The following is a 25102-nucleotide window of genomic DNA, read 5'->3' as shown; positions in this document are numbered from 1 at the left end:
TGCGCTATTCGGCTCGACGCCGGATCGCCGAGAGCAGACGCCGCATGCCGACCACGTGTCCACCCGTCCCGATGACGAGCCGTCGGTAGAGGCCACCGGCGAGGCCCGGGAAGGCAGCTCGGCTTTCGGCGCGCAGCCGCGACTGACCGGGACCGACATGTTCAAGGCGAAAGATCAGGGCGTACGACGAGAAACGATGACGCCCTTGGAGGACCAGCTCCTGGCTCGGGATCACAGCAACTGCGCGAAACCCGGGAAAGGCCGAGCCCTCGGCAAGAGGCCGTGGCCCGGACACGGTGCGGTCGGCGCATCCCACCAGCCTCGCGTAGCCGGCCGCTCCGGGGCGTGAGAAGGATCGGTCCAGCGTTTCGCACAGACTGCGCCAGACGTCGTCGGTCCCCGCCGCAATCACCGTCGAGTGCTCATCGACGTACGGCAGCGAAGCGTTCTGCATCAAAGCCTCCGGGAGTCCGGATCGCGGTGACGAAGCCTACGTGGACGCCGGCGCGGGGGACAGCAGTTGTTCGGTCCAGATGGTCTTGCCGTCGCGCGTGTACCGGGTGCCCCAGCGTTCGGTGAGCTGGGCCACCAGGAAGAGTCCACGGCCGCCCTCGTCGGTGGTGCGCGCCCGCCGGAGGTGCGGTGAGGTGTTGCCGGTGTCGGAGACCTCGCACAGCAGGTGGCTGTCACGGATGAGCCGTAGGGCGATCGGCCCGCCGCCGTAGCGGTAGGCGTTGGTGACCAGTTCGCTGACGATCAGTTCGGTGGTGAATGCCATCTCCTCCAGTCCCCACTCGGCCAGTTGGGATGCCGTCAGCATCCGGGCCCGGGCAGCGGCGGTCGCCTCCACCGGCAGCTCCCACGTGGCCACCTTCTCCGGTGCCAGGAGGCGGGTACGGGCGACGAGCAGGGCCACGTCGTCGGCAACGGCGTCGGAGGGCCGGTCGTGGAGCAGCGCGTCCTCCACCGCCTTGCATGTCTCCTCCAACGAGCCGGCGGGCACGACCAGCGCCTCGCACAGATCGGCCAGACTCTCGTCGATGTCCCGCTTGCGGCCCTGGATGAGGCCGTCGGTGTAGAGGGCCAGGAGGCTGCCTTCGGCCAGTTGCAACTCGGCGGCCTCGTACGGCAGTCCGCCCAGGCCCAGCGGCGGGCCTGCGGGCACGTCGAGGAGGTGTACCTGTCCGTCCGGGTTCACCACCGCGGGCGGCGGGTGGCCGGCGCGGGCCAGGGCGCAGTGCCGCGAGACCGGGTCGTAGACCGCGTACAGGCAGGTTGCGCCGACGACTTGGGGAGAGTGTTCGTCGGTCGGCTCCTGCTCGGCGGCCAGCCGGTCCACGAGATCGTCGAGGTTGAAGAGGACTTCGTCCGGCGTGAGGTCAAGGTTGGCCAGGGTGTGTACGGCGGTACGCAGCCGGCCCATGGTGGCCGCCGCGTGGATGCCGTGGCCGACCACGTCGCCGACGACGAGGGCGACGCGAAGCCCCGAGAGCGGGATGACGTCGAACCAGTCACCGCCGACGCCGGTCGTTGCGTCGGCCGGCCGGTAGCGGTGGGCGACTTCGACCGCCGGGTGCTTGGGCACGTCGTGCGGGAGCAGGCTGTGCTGCAGGGTGAGGGCCGCCTCGTGCTGCTGGGTGTAGCGGCGCGCGTTGTCGATGCAGAGGGCGGCGCGGGAGGCGAACTCCTCGGCGAGTGTGAGGTCGTCCTCCTCGAACGGCTCGAGCCGTTGCGACCGCCACAGATTGAGCAGGCCCAGTACGAGCCCTCGTGCGACGAGCGGCACCACCATCAGCGAGTGGATGCCGAGTGCGAGAACCCGCTCGACCCGGTCCGGGTCCATGGTGAGCCAAGCGGTGGAGCCCTCGAGACGCGCGTCGAGGAGCGCGCGCTGCTCGGCCAGGCACCGTGCCTGCAGCGTCTCCGGCGGGATGTGAATCGTCTGGCCCACCGGATACATCACTTCCGACGTGTTCGGCAGGACGCTGCGGACGGCCGCCCTGCGCATCGGTCCGAGCAGTTCCTGGGTGGGCTCGTGGCCGCGGGCCACCGGCTCCAGCAGGTCCACGGAGACGCAGTCGGCAAGGTCCGGGACCGCCACCTGGGCCAGCTCGTCCGCCGTCTTCGCCACGTCCAGCATGGTCCCGATCCGGGCACTGGCCTCGTTGAGCAGGGCGAGCCGACGGCGGGCCCGGTAGCGGTCGGTCACGTCCTCGACCGTCTGTGTCACTCCGAGGATCCGGCCGGCGGGGTCCTGCATCCGGAACGCGGAGACCGATACGACCAGCTCACGGTCGGGATGCCGGCGCAGCCGGGCGGGCTGCTCGGTGAAGATCGAGGACCGGCCGGTCTCCAGTACCTCCCGCAGCTGCCTCTCCACCGTGTCGGTGTCCTGCTGGATCAGGAAGTCGCTGGTGCGGAGCCCGGGGTGCTGCTCGACCGGCAGCTCGCTGAACCGTGCGATCGCCCGGTTCACGCGCAGGATTCTCAGGTCCGGGTCGTGCACGGACAGACCGATGGGGGAGCGGCTGAACAAGCCGTCCAGGACCGACCTGTCCGTCTCCCACTGGATCACATCCTCGGCGGGCGCGGCGACGAGGAACCATTCACCGGGGGAGTCGCGCCTGACCATCGCCCGGACCCGGCACCCCAGCTCCACACGTTGGCCGTCTCGGTGCCGGATGGGCACGACGCCGAACCAGCCCTGGTCGCTCACGCAGGCGGCCACGGCGTCCAGGACGACGTCCCGGTCGCGGGGGTCGACCAGGAATTCGGCCGCCGCCCGCCCGAGCACCTCCTCGGGCGGGTGGCCGAGCAGCGCCTCGGCCCGCTCGCTCCAGCCGACGACGATCCCGCGGTCGTCCAGGACCGCCGAGGCTGCGCGCCGTACCGCGAACGGGTCTTCCGGGCCCTCGCTGAACGTTGTCACCGGAGTGTCCATCGCTACCACTCTCGCGCCTTCCGGGCGGAAGCGCCCCTGCGGTGCGGCTCGGGACGACTGCTCACGGAGCCCCGCGGACCCAGCGTTCTGGCGAGGAGGACCGCGACGTCGTCCGGGGCCGCGGCGGGCAGCAGCCGTTCGAGGACGTGGTCGCAGATCTCCTCCAACGGGCGGTCCAAGTCCCGCAGCGCCTGGGCGAGCTGGTGCATGCCCTGGTCGAGGTCTCTGTCGCGGGCCTCGATGAGCCCGTCGGTGTACAGCGCCAGCAGACTGCCGGGAGGCAGTGGCACCTCCTCGGCCTGGAAGTCCTGTCCGCCCGTTCCCAGCGGCGTGCCGGAGGGGCCGTCGAGGAATGTGATCGTCCCTCGGCCGTCGGCCACGGCCGGGGGCGGATGGCCGGCTCTGGCGATCAGGCAGCCGCCGGCGGCGGGGTCGTGGACTGCGTAGACGCAGGTTGCCATTTCGTTCTCTCCCAGGTCGGCCACGGTGGCGTCCAGGGAGTAGAGGATCTGAGCGGGAGGGACGTCATGGCGTGCCAGCGTTCGCACCGCTGTGCGCAGCTGCCCCATGACGGCCGCCGCATGGATTCCGTGGCCCATGACGTCCCCGATGACCAGGCCGGTCCTGCCCTCGGGCAGGGCGATGACGTCGAACCAGTCGCCGCCGACCTCGTGGTCGCTGGCCGGGAGGTAGCGCCCGGTGAGTTCCAGACCGGTCACTTCGGGCAGCGCGGTGTTCGTCAGGCTGTGCTGCAGGGTGAGGGCCGCCTCGCGCTGGCTCGTGTACATGCGCGCGTTGTCGATGTTCAGCGCCGCTCGGGCGACCAGCTCGTCGATGAGCGTGCAGTCCTGCTCGTCGAACCGCTCGCGGCTGCGGGTACGCGTCACGACCACGGCGCCGAGCACCTTGCCGCGGGCGACCATCGGCACCAGTCGCGCGCAGCCCGTGCTGGTACTGAGATAGGCGCGCAGCTCCTCGGCCTGCGGATCGGGGATCAACGCGGGGATGTCGGCCTGGGAGAGGTTCATGGGGCGCCCCTCGACAATCACCTGCTCGTACACCGAGCCGAGTGGAAGCTGGAAGGTCATGCCCGCCGTCAGTTTCGCGGTGGGGGCGGACGGGTCGGGGAAGGCGGCCGCCATCCGGCGCACCACGCCCTGGGCGGATGCGGCGGCCTCATCGGGGTCGAGCACCGCTTCCAGCAGCTGTACGTCGGCCGAGTCGGCCAGCCGGGGCACCAGTACCTGCACCACTTCCTCGGACGTCTGCCTCAGGTCCAAGGTCGTCCCTATGCGTGTGCCGGCCTCGGCCAGCAGGGCGAAGCGCCGCCGCGCCCGTTCGGCCTCGACCTGTGCCTGCTGCCCGTCGGTGATGTCGATCAGGGAAGCGATCAGTCCCGTCGGCCGGCCGTCGCCGCCGAGCAGTGGGGCGTAGGAGCAGGACCAGGTCCGGTCGTGGTCGGGATCGCTCGGGGTGCGACCGGTGCGGCGTACGTCGACCATCGCCCGACCGCGTTCCAGCACCTGCCCCATCACCGCCTCCAGCGCCGCGGCGTTGATCCCCGGCGCGACCTCGGCCAGCCGCTTGCCGAGGTGCGCGGCCGCGGAGACGCCGTTCATCCGCGCCAGCGCGTCGTTGACCCGCAGAAAGCGCAGGTCGGGGCCGATCATGGCCAGACCGATGGGGGACTGGGTGAACAGGCCCTCCAGGGCCGCCAGAGAATCCCGCATTCTCAGCACGGCGGAAGTCTCCACGGCGATGACCAGGACGCCGGTTCCGCCCTTCCGGTCCGCGGACGGGCAGATCCACATCTCCATCGGCACGAGGTGTCCGTCGCGGTGGAGCACGGGAACGGTCGCGACAACCGCCTCACCCGCCACGACCCGCTCCGCCAGCTGAACGGCCAGCTCCCGGTTGGGCTCGGGGACCAGCATCGAGATCCCGTAGCGGCCCAGCATCTGCTCCCGCTCGTAGCCGAGCAGATCCCGGGCGGCCAGCGACCACTCCTCGATGCGGCCTTCCGCATCCGACCTCCACAGTGCGATCGGCAGCAGGTCGCGGAGAACACCCGCGTACCCGGCCGTCGACAGGGGGTGATCCGGTACATCACTCGTCGACTGGTGTGTGTCCAACGCAATGACCTCACCCCGGGGTGTGGGGGCCTCTGCTCGCCGGCCACTCCCTGGCGATCTCTCCGGCCGAGCGCTGCTGACGCACGGTCGATGCAGCGTCCCGGGTATGACGAATCTGGCGCAGCTTTTCGGGCGCATTTATCCAATATCAGCCTATCTGAGGGGGCGGGCAGGGGCGCACGGAGCCGATGGGCCATGCGCCCCGGTCCGGACCAGCCGGGTCGCGGGGCGTCGACAACCGCGTGGCGTGCGTGAGCGACCGGTAGAGGGGGACGATAGGGAGGCCGGGGCAACGGACGCCGGCGCACGGTCCTGGTCGGCACCAGGCATCACGCCGTGGCGGTGGTCGGAAGGAGAGCCCGGGAATATGGGTGCGACCGAGCCTTCGCGGCGCGGGCCCGACGTGACGGAGGTCGCTCCGTCCGGGCCGGGCGGCCTGCTCGATGTGCTGAACGTTGCGGCCATTCTCCTCGACGCCCAGGGCAGGATCGATCTCTGGAGCCCGCAGGCCGAGGATCTCTTCGGATACAGCACCGAGGAGGCCCTGGGCCAGTACGCGGTCCAACTGCTGGTGCGCGACGAGCACCTGGAGCAGGTGCTGACGCTGTTCGCCCAGGTCATGGAAGGCGGCACCAGCTGGGCGGGGGTCTTCCCCATCCGGCACAAGGACGGCAGCACGCGCATGGTCGAGTTCCGCAACATGCGGCTGCAGGACGACCAGCAGGACTACTGGGCCCTTGGCCTGGCCACGGACCAGACGACGGTACGACAGGTCGAACGGGACCTCGCACTGTCCGCCCGACTGGTGTCCCAGTCGCCGATCGGACTGGGTGTGCTGGACACGGATCTTCGGTATGTCTCGGTCAACCCGGCGGAGGAGCGGATGAACGGGGTGCCTGCCGCCGAACACATCGGCCGTCACGTCCGTGATGTGCTGCCCTTCCTGGACGAGTCCTTCGAGGCGGCGATGCACGAGGTGCTGGCCACCGGCATCCCGATCACGGACCAGTACACCGTCGGCCGGACCCCGGCCGACCCGGAACACGACCACGCCTGGTCGGTCTCGTTCTACCGGCTCGAAGCACCGAACGGGACAGTGCTGGGAGTGGCCACCTCCAGCGTGGATGTCACCGAGCGGCACCGTGTCGTCGAAGAGCAACGCCACACCGCCCTCACGCTCCAGCGCAGCCTGCTGCCCCACCCGCCACCGCGCCGGCCGGGCCTGGAGATCGCCGCTCGCTACCGTCCCGCCCAGGCCACCATCGAGATCGGCGGCGACTGGTTCGACGTCATGCCCCTGAACGGCGACAAGACCGCCCTCGTCGTCGGCGACGTCATGGGCAGCGGTGTCGCAGCCGCAGCCACCATGGGCCAACTGCGCACCGCCACCCGGACGCTGGCCGATCTCGATCTGCCCCCGGCCCAGGTACTGCACCACCTCGACCGCATCACCGACGGCCTGGGCGAAGCGATCGCGACCTGCGTCTACGCCGTCTACGACCCCTGCACCGCGCAGTGCCAGGTCTCCCTGGCCGGGCACCTTCCGCCCGTCCTGCACCATCCGGACGGCACGCGCGAGCTCCTTGACCTGCCCACCGGCGCACCGCTGGGCGGCTGCGGCGTCACCTTCCACACCACCACCCTCGACATCGAGCCGGGCGACCAACTCGTCCTCTACACCGACGGCCTGGTCGAGACCCGCGACCAGGCGATCGACGTACGCCTGGGAGCGCTCCTCGACATCCTCGACGACCCCAACCGCTCGCTGGACGAAACCTGCGACCTGCTGCTGCGCGGCCTGCGCCACCCGGGAGACCACGACGACGTGGCTCTGCTCATCGCCCGGGCAGGCCCCGCTCCGGCGGGCGAGGACACTGCGGAGTCCTGACCTGGGCTCCGGCGAGCTGGAGGGCCCAACGGGCTCAGGTGTCGAGGAGTTGGGTGCGCAGCCGTGAGATCAGGGTCTCGTCGGCCCCCAGGTGTTTGACGGTGTAGTCGTGCACGGAGCCGTAGGTGGCGGTGAGGTCGGCCAGGAACAGTCGCATGACCTGTTCCGGAGCGCGCCCGTAGCCGGGCCACTTCAGCGTTCGTGCGGGGTTGGCCTTTTTCCATTCGGCGATCAGGTGTGGGGTGGCGTGCTCGGTGAGGGCGAAGTCGGCGGCGATGTCGTCCTCGGACACTCCCAGGAGGGCGAGGACCAGGCCGGCGAGCAGGCCGGTGCGGTCCTTGCCGGAGGCGCAGTGGAAGACCTGCGGGCTCGTCCCGGAGGCGATGACGTCAAGGGCCTGGCGGAGCTCGGCCGCTCCGTCGAGGGCGACCTCGGCGTACCGGTCGGCGAGAAAGCGCCAGGGGTCCACGCCGAGGTCGATCTCCGCCTGGTCGTAAGGCCGGTGTTCCACACTCAGGTTGACGTACTCGAATCCGTCGCTGTCGGGTACCCGGCCTTTCGCCGCTATCTCCCACGGATAGCGCAGGTCGATCACGGTGCCCACCTTGAGGGCGAGGAAGCGGTCCCAGTCGGCTCCCTGGAGCTTGGCCAGCGAGTCGGACCGGTACAGCCGGCCCCATCGCACGGTGCGGCCGTCCTGAGTGCGGTATCCGCCCAGGTCCCGGAAGTTGTGCAGAGCCTCGAACGCCATGTGTCTTGTCACCCGGACACCCTAGATCCGCGCCTGTCCCGCCCGGCGCGCGTCCAACGGTCCAGCTGCTGCGCGGTGTTGGCCTCAGCCCGCCAGCCGCGCCGCCACCTGCTGCCGCCCGGTGGCCCCCCGGCGTGCCCGGTCCCAGGCGGCGCGCCAGGCCAGGATGCGGTCGTGGGGCTGCCCGCACGCCAGGGCGTACGAAATCAGCAGCGCCTCCGACGGCATCCGCAGGCCGGCCAGCACATCCGCCAGTGTGCTGCGCGGCAGCGGACCGAAGCCGGATCCCCTTGCCCGGTCCTGCAATTCGCGCAGCGACGGGTTGCCGACGTCGTGACGCAGCCGGTGCATTGCCTCGAGCAGATGCGCGGGTTCATAGACCAGTTCGAGGCGCCGGGCCCGGCCGCGGGCCGGCAGCACCGTGACCGGGATGCGCTGTTGCTCGGTGACCGACGTCGCGGCCTTCTCCCACACGGCCCGGGCCTGCTGCGCGGGCACGCCGCACGCCGCTGCGTACGCTTCCACGACCCTGCGCCTCGGCAGGACGCTGCCGCTGTCGGCCCGCGAGAGCGTCACCGCGGAACAGCCGGCACGACCCACCCGGTCGGCCATCTCGCGGTACGTGAGGCCTGAGTTCTGGCGCAGCGACCGAAGCCACCGCGCCAGCTCGTAGTACGGGGCCGACTTCACCAGAGCCGTCTTGCGCCGCCCCATAGCAATTCCCCCCTCCTCGACACCTTCCCCCTTGGCTCTCTTTGACGTCCCCTTGACCTTTCCTTGACCGGTTTTCCGTCCGGCCCTTCCTTGGTTGCCTGGCCGCGTAATGGGGACCGTACCGGAGCCCGGGCTCCCGAATAGCAGGATGGAGGGTTCGTGCGCCGGTGGTCCAGAACTTTCTGGTCGTTGATTCAGAGCTGTCCGGAAATCACAGGAAACAATCAAGCCGCGCGAAACCTCGCACGGCATCCGAAGTGCTGTCCGCACAGCGTGCCAAGGCGCCCGAAACGGACCCGTTAATTCTTTGGAACATTCTGTCCGGCAGCCGCCCACAGGTCACCACTTGCGGCGATCTGGCACAGTCTGCTGGCATGACCCAGGACCGCACTTGATTCACCCATGAATGCCACTTGAGTGGAGGCCTGGAATGGCGGACATCGCGGCCGACAAATTCGACGCCCTGGTCGTCCTGATTCGGGGTGTGAAGCCGAGCCTGAACGACACTCAGATCAAACCCGAGCACTCCATCGTCGAAGACCTCGGGCTCGACTCGCTCGACATATTACAGCTCTCCCGAAAGGTGAACCGCGATCTCGGAGGATCCTTCGATCTGGAGGAATGGGAAAGCGAGTCCGACACACACCACAGGTCGGTCGAGTCGATTCTGAAGCACCTCGAGCCCACAAGCGTGTGAGGCGGCCGTGACCCCGGAAACGGAACGGGAAACGGAAGGCACTCGCGTCGCGGTCGTCACGGGCGGATCGCGCGGCATAGGCGCGGCGATCTGCCGGCGCCTCACGGGTGACGGACTCACCGTCCATCTCGTGTACCGCGACGCCGACGACGCGGCGGAGCGCGTCTCCAAGGAGATCGGGGCGGCGGGCGGCCTCGTCTTCCGCCACAAGGCCGACGTGTCCGACGAGGCGCAGGTGCGCAGACTCGTGGACAGCGTCGTGGAGCAGGACGGCGGCGTCCATGTCCTGGTCAACAACGCCGGCGTGATCGACGACCGGCTGCTGGCCCTGACCAGAACCGCGCAGTGGGAGCGGGTGCTGCGCACAAATCTCACCGCGCCCTTCCTGATGTGCCGGGCCGTCGTGCCCGTCATGCTCGAACAGTCCTGGGGCCGCGTCATCAACATCTCGTCCAATTCGGTACGTCAGCCCGGCCCGGGACAGACGTCCTACGCCGCGTCGAAAGGCGGCCTCGAAGCGCTGACCCGTGGGCTTGCCGCCGAAGTGGGCCACAAAGGGATAAGGGTCAACACCGTGGCCCCCGGAGCGATCAGAACCGATATGACGGCCGATCTCTCCGCTCGCCTGGGAGTCAGTCCCGAAGGCGCGGGATGGGGCCTGCCGGAAGACATCTCCGGGCTGGTCGCATTTCTGGCGAGTGACGAAGCCGACTACATCCAGGGACAGACATTCACGGTCGATGGTGGCCGTCTGGCCATGCGTCCGCGCGGCTCGAAGAGCGGCGCGTGAGGGAAGCGGGAGACATGACGGAAGCGACATCCCGAACCGCCGAACCAACACCTTTCTCCAAGCGGCGCCCGATCATGTACTGGGAGGATCTCGCCGAGGCGGGACCGCGCCATTACGGACCGGTCGTTTTCAGCAGCGAACTGCTCGACGCATTGCTGGAATTGCTCGGCGAGAAACACCCGATCCATGACAGCGGCGCCTTCGCGGAGACGGTGGACCGGCGCCATCGCATCGTTCCCGGCGGGTTCATCCACGCCATCACGTCCGGCTGGGTCGTCCAGCACGGCAGCCCCGGCGCGATCATCGGCATGCGTTCCATGCATTGGGACTTCGTCAGGCCGCTGTATCCGGACACCCCGTTCTGGTTCACCACCGAAACCGAGCACACCGAAGTGATCGACGACAGGTGTGGCCTGCTGAAATCAGTGCGCCGCGTGCATGACTCCGATGCGCGTGTGTACGCGATAGGACGAATGAGCGTGGTGATGCTGCGGCGTTCGTACAAGGAGGACTCTTCGTGAGCATCGAGGAATGCCGGCCGCTCAAGGACCGGGTCGCGCTGGTGACCGGTGGATCCCGGGGGATCGGCGCGGGCATCAGCCGCAAACTCGCCGCCTGGGGTTGCACCTTGTGCATCAACTACGTCGACCGCGCCGGGCCCGCGCGCAAGATCGCGGCCGAACTCGAGGAACAGGGCACAAAGGTCAGCCTGCATCGCGCGGACCTCGGCGAGCCGGACGCCGCGGCCCGGCTCCTGGAAGAGATCGGGTCCCTCCACGGCGATCTGCACATCCTCGTCCAGAACGCCGCCGCCACGAAGTTCATCGCCCTGGAGGACGCGACGCCCGAACAGTGGCAGTTCGTCCAGGACACCAACGCCCGCTCGACCTGGCTGCTCGCCAAGCACGCCATCCCCCTGATGCGCGACCGGCCGGGCGCGCGCTTCATCACCATCACCAACTCCACGACCCAGCGCATCGTCCCGCGCGCCGGCCTCTTCGGCGCGGCCAAGGCGGCGCTGGAGACCCTGACCGACTACCTCTCGTACGAGCTCGCTCCGTACGGCATCGTCGCCAACTGCGTCCGCCCGGGCCTGGTGCAGACCGATGTGTTCAATGTGCGGCCCGACTTCGCGGGAGGCGTGAAGCACGAGATGGCCGTGACTCCGTGGCAGGGCGGCTTGATGACGACCGCGGAGAACAGCGCCGACGTGGTGGCCATGCTCTGTCTGGAGGAGGCCAGTTGGATCGCCGGCCAGACGATCACCGTGGACGGCGGCTACCGCCTGTGGGGCAACACCGGCATGCGTCACCAGCCCCGCCAGGCGCAGCAGGGACCGGTGCCCTCATGACAGGCGTCGTCATCACCGGCACCGGAGTGATCACCGCCGCCGGATCGGGCCCGGGCCCCGTCCTCGACACCATGTTCTCCGGGACCGCGCTGTTCCCGGACCGTGCCGGGACGTCGTGGCTGCCGTGGCCGGTGGCCGAAATGCGGCTGTCCGAGATCGCCTGGCCCGACGGCGATGCGTGGGTTAACAACCAGAAGTACGCCAGTGCCACCGCGCACGCCGCCGTCGCCGCCGCCCGGCTCGCTGTCGCTGTCGCCGGTGGCGCGGACGACCATGCGGAGGGGGTGCGGTGCGGCACCATCCTGGCCGCGGGCATCAGCGGAGGCGATGAGCTGAACGAGGTCATCCCGAAGCTGGCGGTCCAGGCCGAGACCGATCCTCGGCCGCTGGCCAAGCTGCTGTACGACGAGGTCCCCGACTACTCCTATCTGCGCGGGATTCCGTCCCAGGTCGGCCAGTTCGTCTGTATGGCCGCCGGCTTCCTGGGCTCGAACGTCGCGGTGTACGGGGAGTCGGGCGCGAGCGGCCTCGGGGCGCTGTCGGTGGCCCTGCGCATCCTGCACAGCGGCGAGCTGGACCGCGTACTCGTCGTCGGGGTCCAGCCGCCGCTCTCCGCCACCGTCCTCGCGGCCCTCGACCAGGAAGAGGCCATCGGAACCAGGGCGAGCACGGGCAGCGGCCCCTTCGACCGGGGCCGTAACGGAACCCTCCTCGGCGAGGGCGCGGCCGCCATCATGCTGGAGCGCGCCGACACCGCCCGCGAGCGAGGAGTCCCGGCCGTCGCCGAGATCCTGGCGTGCGAGACGCTGTGCGCGTCCGAGCGCACGCAGGCGCTCGGCACCGCCGTCTCCTCGGTCCTCGACCAGGCCGGGCGGCAGCCCGATCTGTGGTGGGCGCACGGCTCCGGCTCGGTGGAGTCGGATCTCGACGAGTGCCGCACCGTGGGCCCGCTCACGGCAGGCACACCCGTCACGTCCAGCAAAGGCACCATCGGCAATGCCTTCGAGTGCGCGGGCCTGATCGACACGGCGCTCGCGGTCGAGGCGCTGGACCGCGGGCGGATCCCGCCCGTCGGCCTGCTCCGCGAGCCCGATCCGGCGCTGGGCGCCATCGACTTCGTCCATGACGGACCGCGGCCCGTGTCCCCGGCCGGAACTGCGCTCGTGACCACCTTCAGCCCCGGTCCGCACGCGACGACGGCGGGTGCGGCCATGCTCACCAGGGGAGTTGTTCAGTGACTGACCAACAGGTCGTGATCACGGGCATGGGGGTCGTCACCCCCAACGCGGGCTCGGTGGAAACGTTCTGGGAGGCCAATCTCACCGGAAGGTCCGGTCTCTCGCTCGAACGCCGGATGGATCTGTCCCAGCTTCCGTGCGGCTGGGTCGCCGGGATCATCCCCGACGACGTCAAGAAGTCCGTCGAGGACCGGGCAGGCAAACCCGGCCGCCCCTGGGTGGACATGCTGCTGCACGCCACCGTGGACGAGGCACTGCGCGACGCGCGGGTCGACGGCCCGCTGGACCGGCCGGCCGGGCTGATGTGGTCCCGGGTGTGGCCGGGGCCCAGTGGCTCGTTCCCGGAGGACTACGTCGCGTACATGAAGAATGTGGCGGCGCGCCACAAAACGGTGGGCTCCGACCGCAGGGCCGCCCTTCAACGGCTGCGCAGCGAGCGGTCCTCGATCGACATCTCCGATCTGTCGGCGTTCCCGACCGAGCTCACGCAGCGCCTCGGCACTCCGCTGATCACCATGGGGCTCGAAGCCACCTGCGCGGGCGGGCTGCGCGCCATCGCCGAGGCCGCCCGCCTGGTGCGCACGGGGCGCGTCGGCATTGCCGTCGTCGCGGCAAGCGTGTCCCGCAATACGCACTACGTCCTTTCCCAGTACGGGCAGTTGATGGCGCTCTCCCGCTGGCAGGGACCGCCGGAGCAGGCGTCCATGCCGTTCGACAGGCGGCGTTCCGGCATGGTGATCAACGAGTCCGCCGGGGCGCTGGTTCTGGAGACCGCTGAGCACGCGCGCCGGCGCGGTGTCGAGACGGCGCACGCCGTCGTCGACGGCTGGGGCATCGCGGTGGACATCACCCATGTGACCGCGCCACGTGTCGACGCCGTCGAACGTGTCATCCGCGGCGCGCTGAGGCATTCGGCCACCTCACCCGACGACATCGACACGATCAACGCCCATGGCACCTCGACCCGACTCAACGACATCACGGAGGCTCGCGCCCTGCACCGGGTCTTCGGCGAACGCATGAAGTCGATCGACGTCAGCGCCGTCAAGTCCCTCACGGGGCACGGTTCGGCGGCCTCCGGTGTCGTCGAGTCGGTGGTCGCGGCGCTGACGCTGTGCCGGGGGGTGATCCCGCCCGTGGTGACCTGCACGGAGCCGGATCCGAAGTGCGATGTGAAGACTTCGCTGCGGCCGGTGGAGCGAGAGGTGCGCACCGTTTTGAAGAACTCGTTCGGCTTCGGCGGGCAGTACGCCTCGATGGTCTTCCGCCGACCAGCCTCCCCCCGTACCGAACCGGCGACGCCAGCCGTCTGAGCCGTGGAGGTGGAAACCGACGTCATCGCGCCGGCCGGGCAGCCGCACACGAGCGTGATCTGGCTGCACGGCCTGGGGCAGGACGCCACGTCCCTGATGCACGTGGCCCTCCGCTCGGGACTGACCGGTCCGGGCTCCGGAGTGCGCCATGTGTTTCCCAACGCCCCCCGTCAGTCCCCGGGGCTGACGGGGGGCGCTCCGGCCCGCGCCTGGTTTCATCAGCGGGTCTTCGCTCTCGACCACGCCGATCTGCCGACGCTGCTGGCCAGTGAAGGTGCGCTGCGAGAACTGGTGGCGGCGGAGGCGACGGTCGTCGGTGCCAAACGCGTCGTGCTCGCGGGCTTCTCGCAGGGCGCGAGCATGGCGCTGATCACGGCCCTGCGCCACCCGGAGCGGCTGGGCGGTCTCCTGCTCTACGCCCCCTACCTGCCGGGCGAGTTGCCGCTCGCCGACACCCGCACCCCGGCCAACTCCGATCTGCCCGTATGGATCGGGCAGGGCCGCTACGACTGGATCGTTCCGCACTTCGTCGGTGAGTGGATACGCGATCTGCTGCTCTCGTGGGGCCACGCGGTGTTCTGGCAGGAGTACTTCGACTACCCGAACACCCACGAGCCGTTCGCCGGCGCCGCCACCGATGTACGGGCCTTCTTCGACGAGGTGGTGTGGGGCGGGGGCGGTTCGGGGTGATCGAGGTCTGGGCCGTACCGCTGTCCGTGTCCGCGCACCGGGTGCGGCATTGCCGCGAGGTGCTGTCGCCCCGGGAGCGGGAGCGGGCGGACCGGCTGCGACTGCCCGTCGACCGGGCCCGGTTCACGGTGAGCCGATGGGCGCTGCGGACGCTGCTCGGCGCGCTCGGCCAACTCCTGCCGCGAGATGTGGAGTTCAGCTACGGCAGCCGTGGCAAGCCGTATCTCTCGGGCGCCCCGCACCTGCACTTCAACCTCACTCACTCGCGCGCCCTGGCCCTGGTCGCGCTCGGCGACACGCCCGTCGGGATCGACGTCGAGTACGTGGACCGGGTGCCGGACGCCATGTACGAGCTGATCCGCTCCTTCTTCTCACCCGTCGAGCGCCGTCAGGTCCTCGACCGGCCGGCCGAGGACCACCGGGACGCGTTCTTCCGCTGCTGGACCCGCAAGGAGGCCCTGGTCAAGGCGTGCGGCGAGGGGCTGCTCTCGGTGCCCTCCGACTTCGCGCCGCCCGGTCCCTGGTCACTGTTCCCGCTCGCGCCGGCTCCCGGCTACCTCGGCGCCGTAGCCGTTCACGGCCGGCGGGAACACCTGGGCGATCCGCCCGAGTGCCGCGTCGATCTCGCGGACGGCCCGTATCTGCACCGTTGCCGGTTGGTAGGCGGGGCCTGGCAGCCGGCCGATGGCGAGGCGGACGGCGGTGACATTGGCGAGTACGGGCGCAGCGGCGTCGGCGATGGGCTCCGTGTTCTCGCTGAGGGTGCGGACCGGGTCGGCGCAGGCGCGTACGGCGTCGATGGCGTCCGCGAGGTGCGGTGACGGCTTCCGTACCCGTCCGGCGAACGGCTTCCGTATCCGTCTGGCGAGCGCCCGTTGGGTCTGAAGCGGCCGGGCGATCTCGACGAGGAGTTCGACGGCCCGGTCGAACCGGGCTCGCCGGCAACCGAGTTCGTCGGTCTGCCCGGCCTGCGTGCCGAGGACGTCGGCGAGTACGGCGAGCGCGTCCGCGACCCGGCGCCGTACGACATCGACGGTCCGTACCGGCGCGATCAGCCAGGACGCCGCGATGCCGATCGCGGCGCCGACCACGATCGCCTCGAGCCGCTGGCGCAGAATCCCGGCGTCACTCTCGCCGAAGTACCCGTACAGCAGTGAGAAGGCGGCGGTGACACAGGCCGCCCAGTACGCGTAGTTCAGCGGGCGCAGCCAGGTGGCGAGGGCGAGCACGGCGAAGAGCAGTACGACCGCCCATGGGTCCTGCGGTCCGAACAACCCGACGATCCCGGTGGCCGCCACGGTGCCGAAGGCCGCGCCGAAAGTGCGCATCGCGCCCTTGTACAGGGCGTCGCCCCGCCCGCGTGCGCCACTGCACACGATGAACGCGGTCAGCACGGCCCAGGTCCAGTGGTCGGGATACGCGAGGTGTCCGACCAGGAACGCCGCGCCGAGCGCGAGCCCCATCTGCAGTGCCATGCGCGTACTGGGCAGCAGCCGGGCCCATCCCTTCCCGGCGGGCGCCCGCTGCTGCGGCACGACGGGGGCTGTGGAGCGCCGCCGGGGTACCGGCTCGGCCAAGCCCGCGCAGCCGGCAGCCACATGGACGAGGAGGACCCAGCAGGCGGCGATCAGCGCGACGAGGCCCATCCACAGGACGTGGCCGTCGCGCGCCGAGGCCGGCAGGCCGATCGGCCCCTGCACCACCAGCGTCGCGACGAAGGGCAGGGCGGCGAGGGTGCCCGCCCGGGTGGCGCGCGGCCCGAAGCGGCGGATCCAGATGGAGAAGGCGACGGCGACGGCGAAGACGACGTCCCCGGCTGCGGCGGCGTCGGACATCAACTCGTCCGTGCCCGCCGCGGCCATCGCGACGGCGGGCAGCACCAGGAAGCCGATGGCCCAGTCCACGCGATCGGCGTCCCGCTGGGTCCAGGCGAGGACCCAGGCCAGGGCGACGGACTGGATGACGATGTCGACATGGAGGTGGGCTGCGTCCTCCAGGAGCAGCGCGGAGCCGTAGCTCGCGAGCACCGCGGCCGTGATGACCAGTGAATCCCGTAGCTCTTCCGGTACGGTCTTCGTCATATCGAGATAGTAAGTGATAGCGTACTGTTGTTGCTATGGAATCGGTGACAGAAATCCGGCAGGGCGTCACCCGGCTGGCCCGTCGCCTGCGGGCGGTGCGCGCCCCGGGCGCACTCAGCAACAACAAGCTGGGCGTACTGGGGAATCTGTATCGGGGCGGCCCGGCAAGCCCCGGCGAGTTGGCCGAGGCGGAGCACCAGCAACCCCAGTCGCTCACCCGGGTCTTCGCCGAACTGGAGGCGGACGGCCTGGTCTCGCGCGCCCGCGACCAGCGCGACGGCCGCCAGTCGGTGCTCTCTCTCACCCCGGCCGGAAAGGACGCGCTGCGCCGCGAAGTGGCCGAGCGCGACGCCTGGTTGGGGTCGGCGATGGGTGAACTCACCGAGACCGAGCGACAGGTTCTGTTGCTCGCGGCACGTTTGATGGACCGCCTCGCGGACAGTCCTTGAGGAGATCCTTACCGAATCCCTTACCAAACTCTCCGGGGGCTCCATGCACTGGTCGGCGCACTCCGTCTGGTGGCACGTTTATCCGCTCGGCTTCACCGGCGCCGAGCAGGCAGCGCTGCCCAAGGACACCCCGCCCGTCCCACGGCTCGCCCGGCTGACGCCCTGGCTCGACTATCTCGTAGACCTCGGCTGCAACGGCCTCGCACTCGGCCCGGTCTTCGCCTCCGAGACCCATGGGTACGACACCGTCGACCACTTCCGCATCGACAGCCGCCTCGGCACGGAACGCGACCTGCTGCACCTGGTGGAACAGGCCCGCGCACGCGGCGTACGGGTCCTGCTGGACGGCGTCTTCCACCACGTCGGCCGCAGTTTTCCGGCCCTGGCCGACCTCGCCGCCTACGACCCGGACGGCAGCCTCCGCGTCTTCGAGGGCCATCAGCGCCTGGTCGCACTCGACCACACCTCACCGCGCGTCGCCGACTACGTCACCGACGTGCTGGTCCACTGGCTGGACCGCGGCATCGCCGGCTGGCGCCTCGACGCGGCCTACGCCGTGCCGCTGCCGTTCTGGCGGACGGTGACGGCACGGGTGCGGGAGCGGCATCCGGACGCCTGGCTGACGGGCGAGGTCATCCACGGCGACTACGCAGGGTTCGTCGACGAGGGCGGGCTGGACTCCGTGACCCAGTACGAACTGTGGAAGGCGATCTGGAGCTCCCTCAACGACCGCAACTTCTACGAACTGGCCTGGGCCCTGGACCGGCACAACGCACTGCTCGACACCTTCGCCCCGCAGACCTTCGTGGGCAACCACGACGTGACCCGGCTGGCGAGCAGACTCGACGACGCGCGCCACTTGGAGCACGCGCTGGTCGTCCTGCTCACCCTCGGAGGCGTCCCGTCCGTGTACGCGGGCGACGAGCAGGCGTTCCGCGGCATCAAGGAAGAACGCGAGGGCGGCGACGACGCGATCCGCCCGCCCTTCCCGGCCCACCCCGACCAACTCGCCCCGTACGGCAGGCCGTACTACCAGCTCCACCAGCTCCTCATCGGCCTGCGCCGCCGCCACCCCTGGCTGGTACGGGCCCGCACGACGGTGACGACCCTGACGAAGGAGGCACTGGCCTACACGGCCACGGCCGACGCCCACCGCTTGTCGGTCGCCCTGAACCTGTCCGACGGCTCGACGGAACTGGCTCTGCCGGACGCGCCTTGGCAACTGGTGGCGGGGGCGGGTGTGTTCGGGCGCGGCGGTGTCGAACTACCGGCGCTGGGGTGGGCGGTCGGAGCGGTTGGGGGCGGGTGAGGTGCCTCAAACGCTTCTGCCGTGCTCACGCACCGCGATCCGGGCCAGCTTCGTCAGCATCATGCCGTTACGGACCGAGACGACGTAATCCACGGGGAGTCCGTGCATCCGGGTGCCGGGGCCCCGGAGGGGGTGCCAGTCGAGGGTGAACAGGGTGTTCTCGCCCCAGGGGATCAAGTTCATGGCGATGCGGGCCGCACCGAACGGTTCTGCCTTCGCTTCCAGTTCCAGGCGGCGTTGCGGTTCACAGATGCGGACGACGCACGTGTCGTCGAAGGTCAAGGGGCCGGCGCCGACTCGGACCCTCAGGCGGGCGCCCACTTCCGGCCAGTACGGGTCCGCGGTGAGGACCTGCCGGGTTCCTGTCACCCATTCCCCGTAGCGGTGGCCGTCGGACAGCAGCCGCCAGACCTCGGACGGCGAGCTCAGGATCAGACGGCGGTTGCGGGCCACGCTGATCACGCTCCTTCTGGAGGATGGGGCCAGGGGAGGCGCAACCAGTCATGGCGTCCCCCTTGACCATGGCCTGGCCTCAGCCTTCATGCCTCCAGCCTGATGCCGACCACACCGCATGCGCAGTCCGACTGGTCCAGACGGGGCGGCCGGCTGCGACCGCGACGCCTGAGCCAGGTGGCGGCCGTCCGGCAACAGACCCGCATGGGCGTACGAGAAGACCGGCAAGAGGTGGAACGCATGAAGGTGCGAAGTCCTCGTCCGAGTACTTCTGTCCCCCTGCAGTGAAGGTGACGCATGAACGCCGGCCCGTCCGAACCCGCCCGCCGAACCAAGAACACCGCCGCCCGGAAGAAGCCCGCGGCCAAGAAGACGACTCCTCCCCGTAAGGCGGCCGCCCGCAAGGCGACGTCCTCCCGCAAGGCCAATGGCAGCGGCGAGCTCCGTTCGGGACCGATCGCAGGCACCGCGCTGGTGGACGGCGGGACCTTCCGTGCCAAGGGTCTCCAGTACGCCGAGGTGGACGGGATGGCGATGTTCGAAGGGGACATCGTGCTCGGCAGCGTGCAGGAGATCGAGGATCTGGCCGCTCAGGGGCCGGTGCTCGAGTCGATCGGGATCCCGGCCGTCGAGGGCGGCCAGCAGCGCCGCTGGCCGAACGCGACCGTGCCCTTCGAGATCGATCCCGCCCTTCCCAACCAGCAGCGCGTAACAGACGCCATCGCCCACTGGCAGTCCCGTACGCGCATCCGGTTCGTGGCGCGGACATCCGCCAACGCGGCACAGTTCCCGGACTTTGTGCGCTTCGTCCCCGGTGGCGGGTGTTCCTCGAACATCGGCCGGCGCGGCGGCCGGCAGACGATCACGCTGGGCACCAACTGCACCACCGGCAACACCATCCACGAGATCGGCCACACGGTGGGCCTGTGGCACGAGCAGAGCCGCGAAGACCGCGATCAGCAGGTCACGATCGTGTTCACCAACGTCGACCCGGACATGCAGCACAACTTCTTTCAGCACGTCGCCGACGGCGACGACCTGGGGCCGTACGACTTCGGCTCGATCATGCACTACCCGGCCAATGCGTTCGCGATCAACCCGAACCAGCCGACCATCATCCCGCGGAGCGCGCTGCCGCCGGGCGTGGTGATGGGCCAGCGCACGGGGCTGTCGCAGGGCGACATCGACGGGGTCCACATGATGTACCCGGCCGTCCAGGTGCCACCCACGTTCAAGGAGATCCCGAAGGACCCCATCATGGACGGGACCATCAAGGAGATCCCCAAGGATCCGCTGCACGACGTGCATCACAAGCTTCCCGCAATGGACATTCCGTTCGGCCAGCCGGTCGGAAGCCCGTTCGTACTCGCAACACCGCACCAGTCGCCGGCACTGGCCGGCCAGTCCGACGGGCTGGCGGAGCAGGTGCGCCAGCTGGGCCAGCTGGTCGGCACACTGCAGCAGGGGCTGTCCGCGGTCGCGGCGAGCCACAACACCCTTCTGGCCCAGCTGGGTTCCGGTTCCTCCGGCGCAGGGCAGCCACGATGATCCTTGTCGTCTCCTACGACGAGGACCACACCCTCGCGGTGACGCGCCGGCTGGAGACGGCCGGTCGCGAGGTGGTCCGTGTCGACCTGGGCGACTTCCCCGCCCGCGGCGAAATCACTCTTGATTTCGCCGCGGCCGGGGGACCGGTCCACACGCTGACCACGCCGACGGCCCACACCCGCCTCGACCGGTGCCGAGTCGCCTGGTGGCGGCGTGTGCGTCCGTTCACCGTCGACCCGGCGCTGGGCACAGCCCGGGACCAGAGCTTCGCGACCAGCGAGACGAGCCAGGCGCTGCACGGCTTGTTCCATTCGCTCGGCTGCACCTGGGTCAATCCGCCCGGGCTGGACTGGATCGCGCACCACAAGCCCTACCAGTGGGAAGTGGCCCGCCGCATGGGGCTGACGCTGCCTCGGACCCTGGTCACCAACCAGGCAGAGAAGGCGCGCCGGTTCATTCGGGAGGTGGGGGTGGGCCGCACCGTCTTCAAGGCGTTCATCGCCTCCGCCGACGCCTGGCGGGAGACTCGGCTGGTGCGCGCGGAGGACTTGGCGGCCCTGGACGCCGTGCGCTTCGCTCCCGTGATCTTCCAGGAGTTCGTGCCCGGGGCCGATCTGCGGGTGACGGTCGTGGGTGACCGTGTCTTCGCGGCCGAGATCGATGCCTCGGAGACCAGCTACCCGGTGGACATGCGGATGGTGGTCCACGAAGCACCGGTACGGCCGGTGACTCTCCCCTCGGCCCTCACCGACACGCTCCTGCGGCTCATGCGCAGCCTCGGCCTGGTGTACGGCGCCATCGACCTGCGTCGGCGTCCTGACGGCGAGTATGTGTTCTTCGAGGTCAATCCGGCCGGACAATGGCTGTTCGTGGAGGAACGGACCGGGCTGCCGATCACCGCTGAGGTCGCCGCGCTCCTGTCGCGGCTCGACGGCCGCGAGCCGGAGCAGACGACGGCAGTACGTTCCCTGGCGGGCAGGGCGGGATGACGCATACCGTCACAGGCTTTGTGTCGCTGCCGCCTGACGCGCCGGCCGGCCCGGCCGCGCGCATCCTCGTCGAGGTCCGCGACGTCTCCCGGGCCGACGCGCCCTCCACCGTGGTCGGCGCACAGGTCCAGTCGGACATCGAGTTGGCGCCGGGCGGCCGTGTCCCTTTCAGCGTGAAGGTGCCCGACCTCGACCCCACTGCCTCCTACGGACTCCGCGTCCATGTCGATGTCTCCGGATCCGGAACCATGGAGGCGGGCGATCTGATCAGCACTCGGGCCACGCCCGTTCCGGCGGAGCCCACTGAAGGGCTGATCGCTCCGGTCGCTGTCGTCTGACGGCGTGCCGCATCGCGTGGCGCGGAAGCGTCGAAGGGGATCACGTCACAGGAACGGCGCGGACCCGCCCTGTCTACTCCCTTGGTATTGACGGGAGTTGCTGTCCAGTTCCAGAATGACATGTCATTCCGCTGGAAGAGGGGCTGGTTATGCCGCAGGACGTGGCGGACAAGCGGGACGCGATACTGCGCGCGGCCGGCAAGGTCTTCGCCGAGCGCGGCTATCACGCCACAGGCATCTCCGACATAGCCCGAGAACTCGGCGCCGGGCACGGCACGTTCTACCGGTACTTCAAGAACAAGGAGGACATCGCGCGCAGCGTGGTCGCCCGTGCCCTGGGTCAGGTCATGGATGCCATCGCCGACGAGGACCCCGGCTCCAGCCAGTCGTTGGAGCAGTACCGGGAACAGGTCGGTCGCATCGGCCACAAGCTCTTCGACCTCGTGGCGGCGGAGCCGGCGCTGTGCCGCATTCTCTTCTACGACGCCATCGCGATCGACCGGGCCGAGCCGGAACTCGCCGGCCGGGCCATGGAGGCGGCGGCTCAGTACACCGCCGCCTTCATCCACAACGGCCAGGACCGCGGCTTTCTCCGGCGTGACCTCGACGCCCATGTCGTGGGCCTCGCCGTGAACGGAATGATCCTCACCGGAGCGGTGCGGCTGCTGCACGCTCAGGACCCTCAAGCCATGCGTGATCCATGGATCCGCACGGTGGAGGCGCTCATGTTCGACGGCCTCGGCTCTTCCTGAACTGCAGGCCCGCAAGGACCGCTCGTTTCCCATGCCTTGAGAACGGAATGACGTGTCATTCCGGAAGGAGAGCACCATGGTCCAGGTCGATGTCTTCTGGTCGTACGGGATAGGCGCGAGCTTCGCGACCGCCGCCGCCCGCCAGCTCACGGTCCGCAACGCCCGTGCGGAGCACGGCAGTCGGTGGTCCAATCCGTATCTGATGGGTGCCGTCCTCTACTGCGCGCTCCTGTTCGCACCCAGCGGAGCATGGCTGCTGTGGGGCTTTCCCGACTGGGAGACGATGCAGGTCGCAAGCGGGCACGGGGCGCTGCCCGCCTGGCTCGTCGCGCTGTTCGCCGCGACGAATGTGAGTCAGGGCGTCCTCGGCTTCTGGGTCGCCGAACGGCTCATCGCATCCGGCCGGGTGTACGCGGCCTTCCTGCAAGCGGGCATCGGATACGTCGGCATGTTCTTCATCCTCGTCCACGGCTGGGACGGCCGCGGATACCAGCGCTTCTTCTCCGCCGACCGCGAGTCGTTCGCGGCCTGGCCGACGCAAGCGGGCGCGGGGGAGGCACTGTCGCGCGTGGCCGACTGGCTCACCTCGCCCGTCGCGCTCACGCTGTACGGAATGGGAGTCGTGCTCGTCCCGGCGATGCTGGCGCTGATGGTGTCCTGGATCCGGTCCGGACAGCGCGAGGCGGGCGACGCGGCACCGGTCACCAGCCACCTGCGTATCCTCGCCGCCGTGCTGGGGGCGGTCTTCGTGGTGGCGCTCGGCACGGCCGTGGCCGCCTCCGTCCTGGTACACCTGCTGGGCTGGTGGCTCGGCGTCCCGGCCGCCGCTCTCCTCGCCGCACTCCTGGTCGTACGGCGCGGAGGCTTGGCATACCGGGCCTTCGCGGTGCTCGCACTGCCGGAGCAGCGCGGCGGTCGCGGAGAGACCGCAGGTCTCATCGGAGCCCGCTGAGCAGGGGCAACGGCGTGACGACAGGGCCCGGTTGGCGCTCCGACCGTAAACACCTGGCAGATCGGGGCTGGGCAGGGTTATGCTCGCCCGCGATGATGACTCACTCTGTTGGCAGAATGGGGGTCCCGTCCGCGCAAGGTGAGTGCTGATGCTCACTCAGACCGCGAATGGGGATTCCCGCCTTTCCTTCTGGCTGCGCGTGCGAGAGTTCGCCGTGCCGCCGTCCATGATCGAGACTGCGACCGCCCGCCGTACTGTCGGTGACTGGGCAGGGGCGTGTGCCGCTGCAGGGGTCGATGTCGATCTGAATCTGCGGGCCGTGGCGCGTACCCATGGCCAGGAACTCGCAGCCCAAGTCCGGGCCGATCTGCGCCATTTGGCTCCTGACCTGTTGCGCTGGCACATGCCGAGGATCGCTCCTCACGGGCTGCTGCGCCCGGGTCTGACGATCGCTCTGGCCCGGTACGAGGCTGAGGGACCGGCCGGTGCATGCCCGGTCCACCTCGTGGCCCGGACTGCGCCGGCCTGGGCGGATGCCGGTCAGCGGATCAGCCTCATGTTGTGGGACGGATCCCTCTCCGAGACCGCGCGCCGTCATCCGCACCCGCGTCCCGGCCGGCGGTTCCGCCTCGACCTGCACCGTCACCTGTGGGACGCGCGCAGGACCGGTGAGCTGCGGATCCGGTCCGGGGCCGATCGGCCGCCCGGTGACGGCGGTCCTGGGACGGACCCTGATGTGCTGGGGGCGGTGCCGCAGGGGTACCGATGTGCCGTTGACCGGTGGGCGGCCGAGGCGGGGATGCTGCTCCACGCCGAGGGCCGGCCTGCCGGCACCGTCGCCGTGCGGTTCGGTGCCCGACGCCAATTGTTCCTGGAATTGGTCGCGGACCCGGAGGGCCTCGGGCCGCCGGTCTTGCGGATCGCGTCGGCGTCCGCGGACGCCGACGCCTCCGTGCTTCGGGTTCTGCCCGACGCGGCGACCTGGGTGCTGCCCGACCTGGAACTGATCCGCACCGGTTCGATCGAGGCCGATCGGCTGCACCCGCTGGTCGCCTCGGCACTGGTACCGGATCGTTCACCGGCAGCTTCGTCCTGGATTCCGGACCGCGCAGGACAACCGGACCGCGCAGGACAACCGGACCGGGCCGGACAACCACACCTCGTGGACTGCCGGGGAGCTCGGCACCGGATCGGCCTGGTCCACGGCGTACTGGCCCCACTGGACCACGACCCGGCCGAGATCCGCCGGGAGGAACTCCTGGCAGAACTGACCGGGACTCCGCTTCCCTGCCTCCAGGCAATCGACCAGGCGCACCGTCATCCGGACTGCCTCGACGGCGTCCGCGAACGCCTGGACCACGGCGACATCGCCGGTGCGCTGGCCGTCGTCGAGGGCCTGCTGGGCCCCGACGCACTGCTGCGCAGCGGCGCTCTGCGGGACGAACTGGAGGCGGCCGCCGCGCGGCGGATCACCTACGGACTGTTCCGGGCAGGCCTGGTCGGCCCCGGACCCGGCCGCATCAGCCCAGGCCCCCGCCGCCACCGCGACCAACGCTCACACCCGCGCCACGGAATCCCCCGCTGACCCCGGGGCCTGCGCCCCTACACCCACTTAGGGCCTGTCGTCTGGGTCTTGCCGGGCTCGCGTGCCCTGGCACCGCGCCTCGCCGCGTTGTCGTCGGTCGGCATGGCTCCGCCATGCCTCCCTCCTCCGCCTTGCGATCCA

23 protein-coding genes and 1 pseudogene are annotated in these 25102 nt (G+C 69.9%); 17 read left to right on the top strand and 7 right to left on the bottom strand.

Translation table 11 applies throughout. The annotated features are described in order from the left end of the window. Positions 1-4 precede the first annotated feature (4 nt). Genes ACH4YL_RS00120 through ACH4YL_RS00110 form a run of 3 tightly spaced genes read right to left on the bottom strand, consistent with a single transcriptional unit; the run spans position 5 to position 5073 of the window. Positions 5-454: a hypothetical protein gene (locus ACH4YL_RS00120; protein WP_398503202.1), complete on the bottom strand. Its 450-nt coding sequence runs from the start codon at positions 452-454 to the stop codon at positions 5-7. Positions 455-490: 36 nt separating this feature from the next. Continuing rightward, positions 491-2941: a SpoIIE family protein phosphatase gene (locus tag ACH4YL_RS00115; protein WP_398503200.1), complete on the bottom strand. Its 2451-nt coding sequence runs from the start codon at positions 2939-2941 to the stop codon at positions 491-493. 2 nt (positions 2942-2943) lie between these two features. After that, positions 2944-5073 carry a SpoIIE family protein phosphatase gene (locus tag ACH4YL_RS00110; protein WP_398503198.1) on the bottom strand — a complete coding sequence of 710 codons (2130 nt, stop codon included), beginning with the start codon at positions 5071-5073 and terminating at the stop codon, positions 2944-2946. A gap of 367 nt (positions 5074-5440) precedes the next feature. On the opposite strand from ACH4YL_RS00110, the gene ACH4YL_RS00105 reads away from it, so the two are divergent. After that, a complete protein-coding gene (locus ACH4YL_RS00105) occupies positions 5441-6961 on the top strand; it encodes a SpoIIE family protein phosphatase (RefSeq protein ID WP_398503196.1) in 1521 nt (506 codons plus the stop codon). A gap of 34 nt (positions 6962-6995) precedes the next feature. On the opposite strand, the gene ACH4YL_RS00100 is transcribed toward ACH4YL_RS00105, so the two are convergent. Further along, positions 6996-7724: a tyrosine-protein phosphatase gene (locus tag ACH4YL_RS00100; RefSeq protein ID WP_398503194.1), complete on the bottom strand. Its 729-nt coding sequence runs from the start codon at positions 7722-7724 to the stop codon at positions 6996-6998. Between the two features lie 72 nt (positions 7725-7796). Then, the gene (locus ACH4YL_RS00095; RefSeq protein ID WP_398503192.1) at positions 7797-8426 is read right to left on the bottom strand and encodes a helix-turn-helix domain-containing protein; all 630 of its coding nucleotides are present in this window, start codon (positions 8424-8426) and stop codon (positions 7797-7799) included. Between the two features lie 430 nt (positions 8427-8856). Here ACH4YL_RS00095 and ACH4YL_RS00090 point away from each other — a divergent pair, with 430 nt between their 5' ends. The 8 genes and pseudogenes from ACH4YL_RS00090 to ACH4YL_RS00055 all read left to right on the top strand — a co-directional run. Continuing rightward, the gene (locus tag ACH4YL_RS00090; protein ID WP_398503190.1) at positions 8857-9123 is read left to right on the top strand and encodes an acyl carrier protein; all 267 of its coding nucleotides are present in this window, start codon (positions 8857-8859) and stop codon (positions 9121-9123) included. Between the two features lie 7 nt (positions 9124-9130). Continuing rightward, the gene (locus ACH4YL_RS00085; protein WP_398503188.1) at positions 9131-9913 is read left to right on the top strand and encodes an SDR family NAD(P)-dependent oxidoreductase; all 783 of its coding nucleotides are present in this window, start codon (positions 9131-9133) and stop codon (positions 9911-9913) included. Between the two features lie 14 nt (positions 9914-9927). Then, a complete protein-coding gene (locus tag ACH4YL_RS00080; protein ID WP_398503186.1) occupies positions 9928-10434 on the top strand; it encodes a MaoC family dehydratase in 507 nt (168 codons plus the stop codon). After that, complete coding sequence (locus ACH4YL_RS00075) at positions 10431-11264, top strand: SDR family NAD(P)-dependent oxidoreductase (RefSeq protein ID WP_398503183.1); 834 nt, start codon at positions 10431-10433, stop codon at positions 11262-11264. Before ACH4YL_RS00080 ends, ACH4YL_RS00075 begins: the two co-directional genes overlap by 4 nt. Next, positions 11261-12502 carry a beta-ketoacyl synthase N-terminal-like domain-containing protein gene (locus ACH4YL_RS00070; protein WP_398503181.1) on the top strand — a complete coding sequence of 414 codons (1242 nt, stop codon included), beginning with the start codon at positions 11261-11263 and terminating at the stop codon, positions 12500-12502. The genes ACH4YL_RS00075 and ACH4YL_RS00070 overlap by 4 nt, the downstream gene beginning before the upstream one ends. Beyond that, on the top strand, positions 12499-13815 hold the full coding sequence (locus ACH4YL_RS00065) for a beta-ketoacyl-[acyl-carrier-protein] synthase family protein (protein ID WP_398503179.1): 1317 nt from the start codon (positions 12499-12501) through the stop codon (positions 13813-13815). The genes ACH4YL_RS00070 and ACH4YL_RS00065 overlap by 4 nt, the downstream gene beginning before the upstream one ends. Positions 13816-13818: 3 nt before the next feature. Beyond that, on the top strand, positions 13819-14505 hold the full coding sequence (locus ACH4YL_RS00060; RefSeq protein ID WP_398503177.1) for an alpha/beta hydrolase: 687 nt from the start codon (positions 13819-13821) through the stop codon (positions 14503-14505). Next, positions 14481-14984 (top strand): annotated as a pseudogene (locus tag ACH4YL_RS00055) (4'-phosphopantetheinyl transferase family protein); the annotation flags it as partial. The gene ACH4YL_RS00060 and the pseudogene ACH4YL_RS00055, both read left to right, overlap by 25 nt. A 45-nt stretch (positions 14985-15029) precedes the next feature. Here the strand turns inward: ACH4YL_RS00055 and ACH4YL_RS00050 are convergent. Beyond that, positions 15030-16586: an FUSC family protein gene (locus tag ACH4YL_RS00050; RefSeq protein WP_398503175.1), complete on the bottom strand. Its 1557-nt coding sequence runs from the start codon at positions 16584-16586 to the stop codon at positions 15030-15032. A 35-nt stretch (positions 16587-16621) separates the two neighbouring features. Between ACH4YL_RS00050 and ACH4YL_RS00045 the strand changes: the two genes are divergently transcribed. Next, a complete protein-coding gene (locus ACH4YL_RS00045) occupies positions 16622-17035 on the top strand; it encodes a MarR family winged helix-turn-helix transcriptional regulator (RefSeq protein ID WP_398503173.1) in 414 nt (137 codons plus the stop codon). A gap of 43 nt (positions 17036-17078) precedes the next feature. Next, positions 17079-18344 carry an alpha-amylase family protein gene (locus ACH4YL_RS00040; RefSeq protein ID WP_398503171.1) on the top strand — a complete coding sequence of 422 codons (1266 nt, stop codon included), beginning with the start codon at positions 17079-17081 and terminating at the stop codon, positions 18342-18344. A gap of 6 nt (positions 18345-18350) precedes the next feature. Here ACH4YL_RS00040 and ACH4YL_RS00035 read toward each other — a convergent pair whose 3' ends face one another. Next, a complete protein-coding gene (locus ACH4YL_RS00035) occupies positions 18351-18797 on the bottom strand; it encodes an SRPBCC family protein (protein WP_398503169.1) in 447 nt (148 codons plus the stop codon). Between the two features lie 297 nt (positions 18798-19094). Between ACH4YL_RS00035 and legP the strand changes: the two genes are divergently transcribed. From legP to ACH4YL_RS00005, 6 genes are all read left to right on the top strand, one after another. Beyond that, entirely contained in the window at positions 19095-20345 is a 1251-nt protein-coding gene (legP, locus tag ACH4YL_RS00030) for a Dot/Icm T4SS effector Zinc-dependent metalloprotease LegP (protein ID WP_398503167.1), read from the top strand. After that, a complete protein-coding gene (locus tag ACH4YL_RS00025; protein WP_398503165.1) occupies positions 20342-21334 on the top strand; it encodes an MvdC/MvdD family ATP grasp protein in 993 nt (330 codons plus the stop codon). Before legP ends, ACH4YL_RS00025 begins: the two co-directional genes overlap by 4 nt. Further along, the gene (locus ACH4YL_RS00020) at positions 21331-21672 is read left to right on the top strand and encodes a YbaY family lipoprotein (RefSeq protein WP_398503163.1); all 342 of its coding nucleotides are present in this window, start codon (positions 21331-21333) and stop codon (positions 21670-21672) included. The genes ACH4YL_RS00025 and ACH4YL_RS00020 overlap by 4 nt, the downstream gene beginning before the upstream one ends. 149 nt (positions 21673-21821) lie before the next feature. Next, positions 21822-22424: a TetR/AcrR family transcriptional regulator gene (locus tag ACH4YL_RS00015; RefSeq protein ID WP_398503161.1), complete on the top strand. Its 603-nt coding sequence runs from the start codon at positions 21822-21824 to the stop codon at positions 22422-22424. 76 nt (positions 22425-22500) lie between these two features. Continuing rightward, positions 22501-23376, top strand: coding sequence for a hypothetical protein (locus tag ACH4YL_RS00010; protein ID WP_398503159.1), 876 nt, complete (start codon positions 22501-22503; stop codon positions 23374-23376). Positions 23377-23524: 148 nt separating this feature from the next. Next, positions 23525-24961, top strand: a complete 1437-nt coding sequence (locus ACH4YL_RS00005) for a hypothetical protein (RefSeq protein WP_398503157.1) — start codon at positions 23525-23527, stop codon at positions 24959-24961. Positions 24962-25102 lie beyond the last annotated feature (141 nt).

Origin of the sequence: Streptomyces sp. NPDC020681, assembly GCF_044334895.1 — a bacterium.
GTDB lineage: Bacteria > Actinomycetota > Actinomycetes > Streptomycetales > Streptomycetaceae > Streptomyces.
This window is presented reverse-complemented; position numbering and strand designations above follow the sequence as displayed.

Coding starts and splice junctions, on each gene's coding strand:
- ACH4YL_RS00025 (WP_398503165.1), top strand. CDS start 20,342: ATGATCCTTGTCGTCTCCTACGACGAGGACCACACCCTCGCGGTGACG.
- ACH4YL_RS00040 (WP_398503171.1), top strand. CDS start 17,079: ATGCACTGGTCGGCGCACTCCGTCTGGTGGCACGTTTATCCGCTCGGC.
- ACH4YL_RS00080 (WP_398503186.1), top strand. CDS start 9,928: ATGACGGAAGCGACATCCCGAACCGCCGAACCAACACCTTTCTCCAAG.
- ACH4YL_RS00090 (WP_398503190.1), top strand. CDS start 8,857: ATGGCGGACATCGCGGCCGACAAATTCGACGCCCTGGTCGTCCTGATT.
- ACH4YL_RS00005 (WP_398503157.1), top strand. CDS start 23,525: ATGCTCACTCAGACCGCGAATGGGGATTCCCGCCTTTCCTTCTGGCTG.
- ACH4YL_RS00050 (WP_398503175.1), bottom strand. CDS start 16,586: ATGACGAAGACCGTACCGGAAGAGCTACGGGATTCACTGGTCATCACG.
- legP (WP_398503167.1), top strand. CDS start 19,095: ATGAACGCCGGCCCGTCCGAACCCGCCCGCCGAACCAAGAACACCGCC.
- ACH4YL_RS00010 (WP_398503159.1), top strand. CDS start 22,501: ATGGTCCAGGTCGATGTCTTCTGGTCGTACGGGATAGGCGCGAGCTTC.
- ACH4YL_RS00120 (WP_398503202.1), bottom strand. CDS start 454: ATGCAGAACGCTTCGCTGCCGTACGTCGATGAGCACTCGACGGTGATT.
- ACH4YL_RS00020 (WP_398503163.1), top strand. CDS start 21,331: ATGACGCATACCGTCACAGGCTTTGTGTCGCTGCCGCCTGACGCGCCG.
- ACH4YL_RS00015 (WP_398503161.1), top strand. CDS start 21,822: ATGCCGCAGGACGTGGCGGACAAGCGGGACGCGATACTGCGCGCGGCC.
- ACH4YL_RS00095 (WP_398503192.1), bottom strand. CDS start 8,426: ATGGGGCGGCGCAAGACGGCTCTGGTGAAGTCGGCCCCGTACTACGAG.
- ACH4YL_RS00115 (WP_398503200.1), bottom strand. CDS start 2,941: ATGGACACTCCGGTGACAACGTTCAGCGAGGGCCCGGAAGACCCGTTC.
- ACH4YL_RS00070 (WP_398503181.1), top strand. CDS start 11,261: ATGACAGGCGTCGTCATCACCGGCACCGGAGTGATCACCGCCGCCGGA.
- ACH4YL_RS00045 (WP_398503173.1), top strand. CDS start 16,622: ATGGAATCGGTGACAGAAATCCGGCAGGGCGTCACCCGGCTGGCCCGT.
- ACH4YL_RS00105 (WP_398503196.1), top strand. CDS start 5,441: ATGGGTGCGACCGAGCCTTCGCGGCGCGGGCCCGACGTGACGGAGGTC.